General features: G+C 74.2%; 10 protein-coding genes. 8 read left to right on the top strand and 2 right to left on the bottom strand.

Going from position 1 to position 13846, the window contains the following annotated elements; translation table 11 throughout:
- The first annotated feature begins 322 nt into the window (after nt 1-322).
- On the top strand, nt 323-676 hold the full coding sequence (locus FRANEAN1_RS11900) for a DUF6011 domain-containing protein (protein ID WP_041254048.1): 354 nt from the start codon (nt 323-325) through the stop codon (nt 674-676).
- 97 nt (nt 677-773) lie between these two features.
- Here FRANEAN1_RS11900 and FRANEAN1_RS11895 read toward each other — a convergent pair whose 3' ends face one another.
- Both FRANEAN1_RS11895 and FRANEAN1_RS11890 read right to left on the bottom strand, forming a co-directional pair.
- Complete coding sequence (locus FRANEAN1_RS11895) at nt 774-1967, bottom strand: cobalt-precorrin-5B (C(1))-methyltransferase (protein WP_049795939.1); 1194 nt, start codon at nt 1965-1967, stop codon at nt 774-776.
- A gap of 80 nt (nt 1968-2047) precedes the next feature.
- Complete coding sequence (locus FRANEAN1_RS11890; RefSeq protein WP_020460017.1) at nt 2048-2674, bottom strand: precorrin-8X methylmutase; 627 nt, start codon at nt 2672-2674, stop codon at nt 2048-2050.
- Nucleotides 2675-2874: 200 nt separating this feature from the next.
- Here FRANEAN1_RS11890 and FRANEAN1_RS11885 point away from each other — a divergent pair, with 200 nt between their 5' ends.
- The 7 genes from FRANEAN1_RS11885 to FRANEAN1_RS11855 all read left to right on the top strand — a co-directional run bounded on the left by FRANEAN1_RS11885 (nt 2875) and on the right by FRANEAN1_RS11855 (nt 13693).
- Nucleotides 2875-8049: an AAA domain-containing protein gene (locus tag FRANEAN1_RS11885; protein ID WP_020460016.1), complete on the top strand. Its 5175-nt coding sequence runs from the start codon at nt 2875-2877 to the stop codon at nt 8047-8049.
- Nucleotides 8046-8552: a hypothetical protein gene (locus tag FRANEAN1_RS11880; RefSeq protein ID WP_020460015.1), complete on the top strand. Its 507-nt coding sequence runs from the start codon at nt 8046-8048 to the stop codon at nt 8550-8552. Before FRANEAN1_RS11885 ends, FRANEAN1_RS11880 begins: the two co-directional genes overlap by 4 nt.
- 151 nt (nt 8553-8703) lie before the next feature.
- Nucleotides 8704-8922, top strand: coding sequence for a hypothetical protein (locus FRANEAN1_RS11875; RefSeq protein WP_020460014.1), 219 nt, complete (start codon nt 8704-8706; stop codon nt 8920-8922).
- A 211-nt stretch (nt 8923-9133) separates the two neighbouring features.
- Entirely contained in the window at nt 9134-9937 is an 804-nt protein-coding gene (locus tag FRANEAN1_RS11870) for a DUF3050 domain-containing protein (RefSeq protein WP_020460013.1), read from the top strand.
- A gap of 142 nt (nt 9938-10079) precedes the next feature.
- Nucleotides 10080-11942, top strand: coding sequence for a class I adenylate-forming enzyme family protein (locus FRANEAN1_RS11865; RefSeq protein WP_020460012.1), 1863 nt, complete (start codon nt 10080-10082; stop codon nt 11940-11942).
- Between the two features lie 100 nt (nt 11943-12042).
- On the top strand, nt 12043-12702 hold the full coding sequence (locus FRANEAN1_RS11860) for a carboxymuconolactone decarboxylase family protein (protein WP_020460011.1): 660 nt from the start codon (nt 12043-12045) through the stop codon (nt 12700-12702).
- 43 nt (nt 12703-12745) lie between these two features.
- Nucleotides 12746-13693 (top strand): NAD(P)-dependent oxidoreductase, encoded by a 948-nt coding sequence (locus FRANEAN1_RS11855; RefSeq protein WP_020460010.1) that lies wholly within the window; start codon nt 12746-12748, stop codon nt 13691-13693.
- The last annotated feature ends 153 nt before the right edge of the window (nt 13694-13846 follow it).

Raw genomic sequence — 13846 nt, 5'->3', positions numbered from 1 at the left:
GATTCTGCCCGCGCGGGGCAGAGCTCCGGACGCCCGGCCCAGGCCCATCCGCTCCCGGCGCCGCTGGCGATTGTCGGGGTCGACCTCGCGCCCCGGGATTCGCGCGGCGGGCTCGACGCGGCCCGACAATCACTCATACGACACAGAAAGAACTCCACCCGACCGCGTTCTCGGTTCCCCCGTTCCCCCGGCCGGCCTTCTTCCAGCGAGCGGGACGCACGGCCGGCGCGGGCCAGGAAATCATGGTGGACGATTCCGGGAATTCCCGCCGAGCGCGGCGCCGGAAGATATCATTGGGATACGCACTTCGAGGGGAGCCGACATGACCGTTCCCATCACCCCCACCCCCGTGGCCACGCCCACCCTGTGCCTGCGTTGCGGCCGCGCGCTCACCAGCCCGCTCAGCGTCGCCGTGGGGCTCGGGCCCGGGTGCACGCGCCACATCCGCCACACCGCGCCGACCCTCACCGGCTACTCCGACCGGCAGCTCGAGGATGCTCTCGAGCTACTCGAGCTCGGCGGCCTCACCCCACTGCGCGGTCGCCGGGTCTGGCTCACCGTCGGCCATCGCGGCGCCACCTATCGAACCGCCGTCACCGGGCACTGCACCTGCGTCGCGGGGCTGCACGGAAAGCCGTGCCATCACGCGGCCGCCGTTCACCTCGTCGCCGCATAGCCGACGGTCCAGCCATCCGCCCGCGGCGAATTCCGGCGGAATTCGCCGCGGGCAGCAATCTGGTTTCGGTGCCGGTCAATCTGGTTTCGGCCCCCGGTCAGCAGGTCCCGTCCGAATACCCCACCACCACTCCGGCCCGGTCGATGACGAGGACGTCGACCGTCACCGGCGCCTCGCGCAGAACCTCGCAGGCGGTCCTGCGCGCGCCGGCGGCGATGAGATCACCGAGAGCTATCCCCGCGTCGGCGCAGATCCGTAGCGCACCGAGAGCGGTGTTGGCTCCGAGGATCGCGGCCTGAAGATCCGCGCCCGCTTCGGCGGAGCGGGCGAGCGCGGCGAGGCCGGCGAGGTCGACCTGCGAGCGGCCGGAGTGCAGGTCGAGGTGTCCGGCGGCGAGTTTCGCCAGCTTGCCGACCCCGCCGACGACCGTCAGCCGCGGGATCGGATGACGCCGCAGGTACTTGAGCACGGCGCCGGCGAAGTCACCCATGTCGAGCAGGGCTTCGTCGGGAAGCCCGTACCGGTCGCGGGCGACCTGCTCCGAGGTGCTGCCGGTGCACGCGGCCACATGCCGGTGCCCGGCCGCACGGGCAACGTCGATGCCACGGCGAATGCTGTCTATCCACGCGGAGCAGGAATAGGGGACGACTATTCCGGTGGTGCCGAGGATCGACAGCCCCCCGAGGATTCCCAGCCGCGGGTTCCAGGTTCGGGTCGCCAGCTCCGCTCCGCCGTCCACACCGATCTCGATCTCGACGTCGACGACGGCGGTACTGGCCCTGGCCGTGGTTCCGGCGGTGTGCGCGGGGCCGTCGCCGTGTGCCGCGGCGACTTCGGCGACGGCGGCGCGCATCATCCGGCGCGGAACCGGGTTGATCGCCGGCTCCCCCACCGCCAGCGGTAGGCCCGGCCTGGTCACCGTGCCCACTCCCACGCCGGCGCGGAACACCACGCCGGTTCCCGGCGATCCGCGGCGGATGGACGCCGTCACGACGGCGCCGTGCGTGACGTCGGGGTCGTCCCCAGCGTCCTTGATCACGGCCGCGGTGGCCGAGTCGGGCCCGAGCCACTCGCGGGCCAGCGCGAACGCGGGCCGGGCCCCGCCGGGCAGGGTGATGGTCACCGGATCGGGGAACTCGCCGGTCAGCAGGGCGGTATAGGCGGCCGTCGCCGCCGCCGTAGCGCAGGCGCCGGTGGTCCAGCCGTACCTCAGCGTGCCGCGGTCGGCGCCGGACCGCCGGCCCGACCGCTCGCCGGCGGTCCCCGGCGCGGACGCACCTCGCGGTTCCAGTCCCGGCGCGGATGCGGGCGTGGGCGCGCCTTCCGCCCCCGGTACCGGATCAGGGGCCGGTTCCGTCTCCACCGGTCCGGTCAGTCCGCGTCGCGGGCGAGGGCGTTCACGGCCGCCGCGGCCATCGCGCTGCCGCCGCGCCGGCCCTGCACCACGAGGTACTCAAGCCCGCTCGGGTGGGCGGCCAGGGCCTGCTTGGACTCCGCCGCTCCGACGAAACCGACCGGCACCCCGACGACGGCGGCCGGCCGGCCGGCTCCGTCCTCGACCAGTTCGAGCAGGCGGAACAGCGCGGTCGGGGCGTTGCCGACGACGACCACCGCACCGTCGAGGCGGCCGCGCCACAGCTCCACCGCGGCGGCGGTGCGGGTGGTTCCCGAGTGCCGGGCGAGCTCCGGGACCCGCGGGTCCGAGAGCGTGCAGATGACGGGGTTGTCCGCGGGCAGCCGGCGGCGGATCACCCCGGCGGCGACCATCGCCGTGTCGCAGAGCACCGGCGCGCCGCCGACGAGTGCGGCCCGCGCCGCGGCGGCCACCTCGGGAGAGAACGCGATGTCACGGACGAGATCGACCATCCCGCAGGAGTGGATCATGCGTACGACGACGTGGGCGAGGTCGGCGGGCAGGCCGGTCAGGTCCGCCTCGGCGCGGATCGTCGCGAACGACTGGCGGTAGATCTCGTCGGCGTCGCGCAGGTAGCCGGTCATCGGGCGGAGACCAGGCAGGTCGGACGGGCGAGCACCCGCGGAGCATATGTGGGCACGTCGCCGTGCGCACCCGACCCGGCGGCGGCCTGCGCGAGGGTTCTGTCGGTGCGGCGCCGTATCGTCGCGGTGTCCCGCCAGCCCGGCCCGTGCGGGCGGACGGGGCGCTCCGCGCCACCTGACCCACCCGCCGGAGGAGTCCGATGTCCGCCCTCGACCTGGTCAAGAGCCGTTCGCTCCGCCTGCTCGACTACCTGGCCGCGCTCGCCACCGACCTGCGCGGTGCGCCGCGCCGCCGCCTGGCCGAGTACGCGCCGGTGCCGGTGCTGCCGCGTGACGTGCCGGTGCACGCGGCCGTGCGGCTCGGCCCCGGCGAGACGCGGGCGAGCTGGCTGGAGGTCGGCAAGGTCGCCGCCCCGGAGCCGCCACGGGTCCCCCGGGAGCTGTATCCCTACATCGGCGGGGTGGAGGTGCTGCCGGGCGCGCCACCGGCGCTGCCGGTCGATCTGCCCGAGCGGGCGGCCGGGCGCGGTGAGGATCCCGCCGCCGTCACCCGCGCCCATGCCCGATGGGTTCACGACTCCTGGCAGCCCTGGGCGGCGCCGGCCCGGGCGGCCCACACCGCCCGGCAGCTCTACGAGCGGCTGTTCGACCTGCGGTTGCGGCATGCCGCCGACACCGCCGGGCTGCAGCTCGTCTGGGGCCACTCGGTGCTGAGCTGGCAGCCGGCCGCGGCCGGTGGCGAGCAGGTAATCGTCGAACACCCCCTGCTGGTGACCCCCGTGCAGGTGGAGGTCGACCAGGACACCGGCCTCATCCGGGTGTCGCCGGACGGTTCGACCGTGCTGGAGACCGATCCGGTGCGGGGGCTGGAGGCACCGGAACTCCGGTCGCTGCCCGGCCTGCGCGACCGGCTGCGCGCGGACCCGCCGGACGTGTGGGATCCGGCCGAGCTCGCCGAGATCCACGATCAGCTGGTCGCGCCGCTCGGTCTGGACGCCGCCGTCCTGCCCGGGCCGGACCTGCCGCCCCCCGGGCCGGACGCCCGTGTCGTCGACACGTGGGCGCTGTTCCTGCGGCCGCGGCCCGCCACCGGCGCGCGTTTCTACAGCGAGCTGCGCGAGGCGATGGCCGAGCTCGACTTCCTGCCCGAGGCGGTCGCCGCCGTCGTCGCGCCGGACGCGCTGGTCACCGAGGCACTCGAGGAGGCCCGCGGCGAGTTCGCCGGTGGCGGGAACCCGGATCCGATCGGCGGCGGAGCCGACGACGGCTGGGCGGCGACAGGGGCGCGGCTGCTCATGCCGCTGCCGACCAACGATGACCAGGAGCGGGTGGCGACCCAGCTGGCGACGTCCCGTGGCGTCACCGTGCAGGGCCCGCCGGGCACGGGCAAGAGCCACACGATCGCCAACCTGGTGTGTCACCTGGTGGCGCACGGGCGCCGCGTGCTCGTGACCGCGCAGGACGAACAGGCGCTGGTGGTCCTGCGGGAGAAGATCCCCGCCGAGCTGCGGCACCTCTCGGTCGCCGTTCTCGGTTCCAGCCAGGCCGACATCGAGGAGCTGCGCGCCTCGGTGGTGGAGATCCAGGCCGCCGTCGCCGATGTCGACCTGCCCGCCGAGACCCGTCAGGTCGCCGGGCTCGCCGCCGAGCTGGACGCGGTGCGTTCCCGCACCCGCGCGCTGGAGCTCGAGCTGGTGGAGCTGCTGCGCGGCGAGGAGCACGAGTTCGAGCTGCCACACGGCCGGGCCCGGGCGGCGGACGTCTCCGAGTGGCTCACGCGCAACGAGCACGAACTCGGGCTCATCCCCGACCGGCTCGACCCGGTGGCGCCACCGCCCCTGCGGCCGGGCGAGCTGGTCGACCTGGTCGCGCTGGCCCGGCAGATCTCCCCCGAGGAGGCAGCGGCCGCGGGCCGGCCGCTGCCGGACCCGACGGCGCTGCCGGGCGCCACGCCGCTGTCCGCGCTGTTCCAGCGGTTGGACGAGCTGGGCTCCGGCGTGGCCGAGGCGGAGCGCGCCGGGCTCACCGCCATCGCGGTCGATCAGCTGGGCGAGGCGGGGCTCGCCCGGCTGCGCGCCGAGACCCTGGCCGGCGTCGCGGCGCTACGCACGGTCGAGGAGCCGTGGCTGGTGGCCCTGCGCGACCAGTGCGCCTCCTCGCCACGCCTGGCCGACTTCTGGCGCGGCCAGGCGGCCGAGCTCGCGGCGGCCGTCACCACGCTGCACGCCCTGCGCGTCCGGGTGTTCGGGCACACCGCGCAGGTGCCGGGCGGTGACCCCCGTGACCAACTCCGGCTGCTCGGCGAGCTGCGCGAGCGCCTCGCCGGCGGGCGCGGCCTGCACCGGTTCGGTGGGCGGGAGCTGCGGGAGTTCGCCGAGCGGCTGATCGTCGACGGCTATCCGGCGAAGACGGTCGCCGACCTCGACATCGCGGCCGCGGTGATCGAGGGGCGGGTGCGGTCCGCCGCGGCGCTCACCCGCCATGCGGACATGGCCGTCCAGCTCGGCGCGCCTCCCCTGGCCGATGGGCCCGGGGGCGGCGGCGAGGCGGGGGTGTTCGCCACGCTGCCCGCGCTCGACGCGGTGAGCTCCGCGATGGCGGCCGCGCTCGCCTGGGACTCCGGCCCCGGCCCGGCGCTGGCCGGCCGGCTGCGAGCGCTCTTCCCGGCGCTGCCCGTCCGCCCGACGTCCTCGGACCTGCTCCGTCACGCCGAACTGCTCGAGCTCGCCGGGGCACGGATAGCCCAGCGCGCGACCGAGACCGAGCTCGCCGACCTGGCCGAGCTGCTGCGGATCGGCCGGCACACGCCCGAGGCGAGTGTGCTGTGGTCGGAGCTGACCGACGCGCTACGGAGCCGGGATCTCGACGCCTGGGCGCGGGCGCTGGAGGAGTCGGCGCGGCTGCGTGCGCTGCGCCCGGCGGCCCACCGGCGCGCCGAGCTGGCGGAGCGGCTCGCCACCGTGACCCCCCGCTGGGCCGGGCTCATCCTCGCCGACCTAGGCGACCCCACCACCTGCGGTGATCCGGAACAGCTCGCCGGGCTGTGGCGGTGGCGGCAGGCCGAGACCTGGCTCGACGACCTCCATTCCGGCGCCGACGTCCCGGCATTGCAGCGGCGTCTCGACGATGCCACCGAGAGCGTCCGCCGACTCGTCCTCGAGGTTGCCCGTCGCTCCGCCCGTCTCGCGCTGGCGAACAATCTCGGGCCGGAGCAGCGGCAGGCCCTCACCGGGTGGGTGCAGGCGCTGAGCCGCATCGGCAAGGGGACGGGCAGGTTCGCGGGCCGTTGGCGGGCCGAGGCGCGCGGCCACATGACCGAGGCGATGGGCGCCGTCCCAATCTGGATCATGCCGATCCACCGGGTGATGGAGAGCTTCGACCCCCGGGTGAACGATCCGTTCGACGTCGTGATCGTCGACGAGTCCAGCCAGTGCGACGTGCTCTCGCTCGGCGTGCTCAGCCTGGGCCGCAAGGCGGTCGTCGTCGGCGACGACCAGCAGACCAGCCCGTCGGCCGTCGGCATCCCCCGCGACCGGGTCTTCGCCCTGATCGAGGACCACCTGCCCGACGTCGCGCACCGCTCGCTGCTCGACGTCGAGGCGAGCCTCTACGACACCGCGACGCGGGTGTTCCCGCGCACCGTGGTGCTCAAGGAGCACTTCCGCTGCCTGCCGGAGATCATCGGCTTCTCCAACCGGTTCTACGACCACCAGATCCTGCCGCTGCGGGAGACGCCCGAGGTCACGGTCGGCCCGGCACTGCGGCCGGTCCGGGTGGCCGGCGGCGGGCGGGCACCGGGCAGGTTCGGCGACGCCAACGCGGTGGAGGCGGCCGCCGTCGTCGACCAGATCGTCGACTGCTGTGCCGACCCGGCCTACGACGGGATGACGTTCGGCGTCGTCACCCTGCTCGGCGCGGGCCAGCCCCGGCTGATCGAGCACAGCCTGGTCGAGAAGCTCGGGGAGGAGGAGTACGTCCGCCGCCGGATCCGGGTGGGCGACCCGTACCAGTTCCAGGGGGACGAGCGGGACGTCATCTTCGTGTCCGTGGTCGCCGACGACAACCGCTCGGCGGCCACCCGGCGGCGCGACATGCAGCGGGTCAACGTGGCCGCGAGCCGGGCCCGTGACCAGCTCTGGGTCTTCCACACCGTGGCCGCGGAGACGCTGCGCGACGACGACGTGCGCCGCCAGCTCATCGAGTACATGTACGCCGCCCGGGCCCCCAACGAGGTGGCGCGGCTGCAGGACCTGTGCGAGAGCGAGTTCGAGCGGGCGGTGCTGCGCGAGATCCTCGCCCGGGGGTTCCGGGTGCGCCCGCAGCATCCGGTGGGGCGCTTCCGCATCGACCTGGTGATCGAGGGCGAAAGCGCCCGGATCGCCGTCGAGTGCGACGGGGACCGCTACCACGGCCCGGAGCAGTGGGAGGCCGACCTACGCCGCCAGCGCATTCTCGAGCGGCTCGGCTGGACCTTCTGGCGGATCAGGGGCTCGGAGTTCTACCGGCACCCCGCCCGCACCCTCGACGGGCTGTGGCAGCGTCTCGACCAGATGGGCATCCGCCCGGCACCGGCGAGCCCCACGCCGCCAGACCCAGCCGAGGAGATGCGCTGGACGCCACTCCCCCCGACGGTCCCGACGGCGCGGATCGCGCCGGACACCCAGCCGAACGCCGGATCCCCGGACGCGCCCACCGCCCCGCTCCGGCCGGCCGGCCCCGGTACCCCGCCTGATTCAACGGGCCCGGGGGGCTCGGGTATCGCGGATCTCAGCACCCCGGGCGTCCCGCCCGGGGTGCCGTACCAGCGGCCCGAGCCGCCCGGGGAGAGCACCGCCACCGGACCAGCGCACCCGGGACCGAGCAGAACGGGGCCGCCTGTCGGGGCGGGGGACGCCGTCCCGGACGGATACCGCCATGCCGGGTGGGTCCGGCCAGAGGAGGCTGAGGCCGTGCTCACCGCCCTGGCCCTCGCCCGGGACGTACCGGTCGGGGCGACCGGGGGCCGGGCCCGCATCGTCGCGATCGACCCGTGTGATCTCCTGCTCGCTCATCCGGAGCTCGCGGCGTCGGGGTCCGGTGGGGGCGGTGGCGAGGTCGAGCCCCAGCCCGGAGCCGCCGTGCTGCTGCGGCCGCGGGCGGGTCCGAACGCGGGCGGGCGCCGGATCACCTGGCTCACCGAACGCGAGGCACGTGCGGTGCTGCGGGCCGCGGACCGGCGCCGCGACCAGCCGGTCGACCTGTCCGACCGCGCCGGCACCGGGCCCGGCGGGAGCACCCGGGCCGGGCTCGTGCAGTACTTCCCCGAGGAGTCGGACGTCGCCCGGCGGTACGGCTCGGTGACCAGGCTGCTGCGCGCCGAGCCCGCGGGCGGATGACCACCGCGCCCGGGCCGGCCGTGAGCGCCGGCGGCTACCCTCGGCTGATGCCGGCCCGCCGTTCCGTCCGCGCCTCGCTGCTCTGGGCGGCGTTGCTGGCGGCGCTCGGGCTGGTCGGCGCCGCGCCGAACGCTCTGAGCCAGGTCGCGGCAGGGGCGGGCTGGTCGGCGGACATCGCCGCGATCGCACCGGCGGCCGTGACAGCCGACGGGCCGGCGTCCCCAGGCACGTCAGCGTCCCCGGGCACGCTGTCGAGCGCCTCGACCGCGGCCGTGCCGATCCCCACGGATCTCGGACGTGCCTGGTTCGACGGCCGGCCGCCGATGGTCGGCCAGCAGCAGCGCTCGGACCACCAGCTCCTCGCGCTGGGCGCCGCGCTGGGTGTTCTCGCGGTGGGTGCCGCCTGGCTGGTGCCGGGCCGGGGTTCCGCCGGGCGCACCCCGTTCGAGCGCCGCGGCGGCCCCGGCCCGCGCGCGCCACCGCGGGCGCCCGCCTACGCGTGACGCGACCGACTGCCCCGAGGGGAGCGGACTCCACGCCCGCTGACACCCGCGTCGCAGCACGCTGAACAGCCACGCAGCACGCTGAACGCGTCCTGCTACGCGTCCGTGTCACGGACCGTGGAGCGGCTCCTCTGAACGTTCCAGGAGCCGTATGAATCCCGAGTTCGAATGGGGCCGCCTGCTGATCGCGGTCGCCCTGATCGCCGTCATGTTCGCCGTGCCGCTGGTCTTCGTCGTCCGGGATCACCTGGCCGACCGGCGGCGTTACGGCGAGGCGGCGCTGGCCGCGCCCGTCCGCTACGCACCGGACGGGCGCCGCTACCGCGAGGGCTACCCGCCTGCCGGGGAGGACCCAAAGCAGCGGCCCTGACGGTGCCGTCCGAACCGGGGCGGTCAGCGCGGCGCCCATGCGCCCGCGCCGGCCGCCCCGGCCATGCCAAGTAGCGGCAGGAAGCTGCCGGCACGCTACCGGTGCGCTACCGGAGACGGGAAACCTGCTCCCACCGGTCCCCCACGGGCCGTCCGGTCGACGGACGGCCGCGGACGGCCGGTTCCTCAGGCCGTCGAAAGGTGGATGACCCGTGCCGAGTCGCTATTCCTGGGGTGGCGCCCATCCGTCGGTCCGGTGGCTCAAGGAGGAGATAACCCCGGCCCGGGACGACGTTCTCACGCATGCCGTGTACGGCCGCCTGGTGACGCCGGACGACGTCACGACCTTCATGACCAGCCACGTGTTCGCGGTCTGGGATTTCATGTCCCTGCTGAAGACCCTGCAACGCAGGCTCACGTGTGTCGACGTGCCGTGGGTGCCGACCCCGCACCGGAACTGCCGCCGCCTGATCAATGAGATCGTCCTCGTCGAGGAGAGCGACGAGTACGGCGACTCCTACATCAGCCATTTCGAGCTGTATCTCCAGGCGATGACGGAGGCCGGGGCGGACACCGGGCCCATCGAGCGATTCCTCGCCGAGCTGGCCGCCGGTACCCCCGTGCCGGAGGCGGTCTCCCGCGCGCGGGTGCCGGCGCCGGCCGCGCGGTTCGTACGCCTCACCTGGGACCTGCTGGGCTCCGCGCCGCTGCACTCCCTGGCCGCCGCGTTCGCCTTCGGGCGCGAGGACCTGATACCGGAGATGTTCACCCAGGTCCTCGACGGCGACGTCGACTTCTCGGCCTTCCGCGACTACCTGTCCCGGCATGTGGCCGTCGACGGGGAGCAGCACACCCCCATGGCGATGGAGATGCTCGTGGCCCTCGCCGGCGACGACCGGGAGCGGTGGCAGGAGTGCGCGGCCGTGGTGCGGGACTGCCTGCGGGCCCGTGCGGCGCTGTGGGACGGCATCGCCGCGTCACTCCCGAACCGGCGTCCCGTCCAGCGGGTCTCCTGACCACCGCATCAACGCCGCCGCGCCACCACCCACCACACGGCCATGCAACCACACACCGCACCCATTTAGCCACTTTGCGCCACCAAACCACCTCGCACAAACACCGCTTCGTCGTCTCACCCTCCGGCCGTCAGGAGCGCCGATGATCGTCGCCTTAGTCGTGGTCCTGGGAGTCCTCGCCGCCTACACGGCGTTCGTCTGCACGTCGGTCGCGCTACCCCGACGGCTGCGACTCGCACTGGGACCGATATCGCTGGAGCGGATCCCCGACCGGGCGGCCCGCCGCCATCGCGGCCGGGTTCTCTTCACCAGCGACGAGCCGTGCTCGTGGTCCGTGCCCCAGCCCGGTGGCACGGGCGGGCCCGGCCCGGACAGCTGGACGGCACGGGACGTCCAGACCACGGCCGGCCGCGTCGCCGCGGCCCTGTCCGCCCTCGGTCTGCGCCACGGCCAACGGGTTGCCATCCTCAAGCGGAACCACTTCGACATCCACCTCCTTCATCTCGGGGTGGTGCGCGCGGGTGGGGTCGCCTGCCCCATGAACGGCGCCTTCGCCGCCGACAAGGTCGCGCCCTACCTGCTCAACGTCAACGCCCGGATCCTGCTGGCCGACGTCCCGACACTGCTGCGCGTCCTGCGCGAGGGCGGCGCTCCGGACGGGGTCGACACGGTCGTCCTGGTCGGGCGGGTCGGCGACACCCCGGAGACAGACGTCCGGGAGCTGTCCGCCGCGCTGGAACGCGCCGGGGTGCCGGCCGTCCACTGGATCGAGGAGCTGCTCGCGGCGGTCGAGCGGCCCGCCCCCGCCGTCCGCCGCGGCCGGCGGGAACCGCTCTACCTGGTTCACACCTCCGGCACCACCGGGTTCCCCAAGGCGGTGATCCTGCGCAACGGGCCGCAGGCCCGCGCCATCCGCGGGTGGCTGTGCTACGTCCACGTCTCGCCACGGCGGGACAAGGGCTACTTCGCGGTGCCCAACAACCACCAAGCGGTCATCATGACCTTCCACAGTCTGCTCCTGCTGGGTGTGCGGACCCACTGGACGCGGGCGACCGGCCGCGACTTCGACGCGCCGCGAGCCGTCCAGGAGCTGGCCAGCGGCCGCTACACCGGTTTCTTCGGCTTTCCGATCACCTACACCCAGCTCAAGGAGGTCCCGCTCGCGGCGCACGACCTGCGCGCCATGCGGTTCTGGGCGAGTACGGCCGACGCCGCGCACGAGGAGATGATCAGGCCCTGCGTCCGGGTGGGCGGCACGTTCCGCCGGCTGGGCCTGCCGGTGGGGGGCTCGGTCTACCTGGACGCGCAGGGCTCGAGCGAGGTCGGCACCCCGTCGGTGCTGCGCTACTACAGCCGGTTCACCCGTCGCTACGAGCGCCGGATCGGCCGGCGGCACTCCACCCCCTTCGGGCCCCGGGTCCGCATCGCCCGGGACGGCAGGGTGGTCCCGCGCGGAGAGGTGGGCCGGCTCGAGGTCCGCGGGAGGACCCTGTTCGAGGCCTACTGGAACAACCACTCGCTGACCTACGAGGCCGTCCGCGACGGCTGGTTCTTCACCGGCGACGTGGCCCGCTGGTCGGGCGGCCACGTGGTCCAGCTCGACCGGGAGGTCGACATCATCCGCACGCGGGCGGGAGAGGTCTACAGCCTTCCCATCGAGGAACGCGTCCACCGGCACCCGGCGGTCTTCGACGCCTGCGTCTACGCCGCCCGTCAGCCCGACGGGAGCCAGCTGCCCGCCGCGGCGGTGGCGGTGCGGTCCGGCGCCTCGACCACCGCACGGGAGCTGCGCGACGAGCTGAACGCGCTGTTGACCCCGGCCGAGCACCTGGTGGCCGTGGAGATCGTGCCGTGGGACGAGTTCCCGATCGGGGTCACCGGCAAGACGCTCAAGCGGGCGTTCCGTGAGCGGACCGAACCGATGCCGGTGCCGGAGGCGAACCGCCCCGTCGCCCTGGAGATCGCCGACCGCCCGGCGCCACTGGTCGCGGCCTCGTCCGGCTAGCCCCCGTGCGGTGTCCCCGCCGGCCGGCCGGACGCGGGCCGGCCGGCGGAAGCCGGGACGGGGCGGCGCACGCCCCGCAGTCGTCGACAGAGGGACGGACATGACCATCACAGGAACGGATCGCCAGGGCCTCGACACGAAGGGCCGCCGCTGGGTCGAGCTGGTGTGCCTCGCCTCGGCCGGCTCCGCCGACACGCTCGCCGAGCGGGTACTCGAGGTACTCGACCGGGACGAGATCACCCTGGCGGAACTGCAGGAGTTCGTACTGCAGTACGCCGTGTACGCCGGCTGGCCGCGGGGCTCGGAGGCCGAGGCCGTCATCCGGCGCCAGTGGGCCCGGCTGCGGTCCGAGCGAGGCGAGGAGATCACGCCCTGGCCGCTGCTCGACACCGCGTCGCTGGGCCCGGAGAACTGGGAGACACGGCTGCGGGCGGGCGAGGACGCCTTCCGCACGGTGAACCTGCTCGAGGCCCCGCGCCGGGACACGCCGTTCGTCCAGGCCGGGATGCTCGGGTTCGTGTTCGGGCAGGTGTGGCGACGGCCGCACCTGACGGTACGGGAGCGACGACTGATCTCGATCGGCGTCTGCGCGACCGCGCAGACGTTCCACGCGCTGCGCCACCATGTCCGCTCGGCCCTCGAATCGACGGACCTCTCCGTGGCGGACCTGCGGGACGTTCTCGACGAGGTGAGCAGGCACATCCCCGCCCGGGCCACCGAGACGCTGCGGGACGTCCTGTTCCAGGACGACTCGCGCTGACCGCCGCGGACCGAACCCTTCCACCGCTGAGGAGACGCACGCGATGCTGGCCGCCCCGCAGGGAGACTCGTCCCTGGCCAACGAGACCTACGGCTTCGTCGGCCTCGGGCATCAGGGTTCCCAGATAGTCAGGCGCTGTGCCTCCGCCGGCCGGCACCTCGTCGTGTACGACACGCAGACGGACCGCGCCGAGCAGTTCCGGCCCGCCGGGATGAGCGTCGCGGGGACGCTGGCGGAGCTGGGCCGCCGCGTCACCGTCGCGAGCGTGTGCGTCTACTCCGACGAGGACGTCCGGACGGTCGTGGCGGGGCCGGGAGGGCTGCTGGAGACGATGCGGTCGGGCAGCCTCGTCGTCATCCACAGCACCTGTTCGCCCCGGACCTGCGTCGATCTCGCCGCCCGGGCCCGCGGACGTGGCATTACAGTCCTCGACGCCCCGGTCAGCAACGGTGCGCCCGACGAGTCGGGCCGTCAGCTCGTGGTTCTGGCCGGCGGCGACCGGCGGGATGTGGACAGGTGCGCGCCTGTCTTCGAGCTGTTCGGGAGAACCGTGGTGTACACGGGTGACGTGGGCAGCGCCCAGCTCACGAAGCTGGTGAACAACGCGCTGTTCATCGTGCACCGCAGCGCCGCCATCGAGGCGCTCCGGGCGGCGGGCACGCTGGGCCTCGACCCGGACGGGGTGCGGGTGGCACTGCAGGAGTGCAGCGCGAACGCGCGATCGCTCCCCATCCCGGGCGGCCCGCCCATCGGTGGGCACGGCGGCCCTCCCCCCGACGCATTCGTGGCGCTGTTGACGAAGGACCTGAATCTTCTGGAGGCGTCGCTGGCCGACTGCCTTCCAGGCACGGAGCACCTCGTCGCCACCGCGCGCCGCGCGCTCGCGACGATGCTGGCCCCGCCGGCCCCGTTGGCCCCGCCGACCCCGGCCGGCTTCGCCACGGCACCGGCCGACCTCACTCCGGCACCGCGACCGATTGTGACGGCCTGATTCGCCGGACACGTGATCCCGCCGGAACAACCGGATTCGTTCCCGGCCGCCGGCGGTTTCCGCGAGAACCCGTCCGCGCAGGTGAGAAACCCCTACTTCCCAGTTTCCCGCCCGCCACGCCGGACACAGCAGCGCCGATCTCGACGAAGAACG

The sequence above is a fragment of the Parafrankia sp. EAN1pec genome (genome assembly GCF_000018005.1).
GTDB lineage: Bacteria > Actinomycetota > Actinomycetes > Frankiales > Frankiaceae > Parafrankia > Parafrankia soli.
This window is presented reverse-complemented; position numbering and strand designations above follow the sequence as displayed.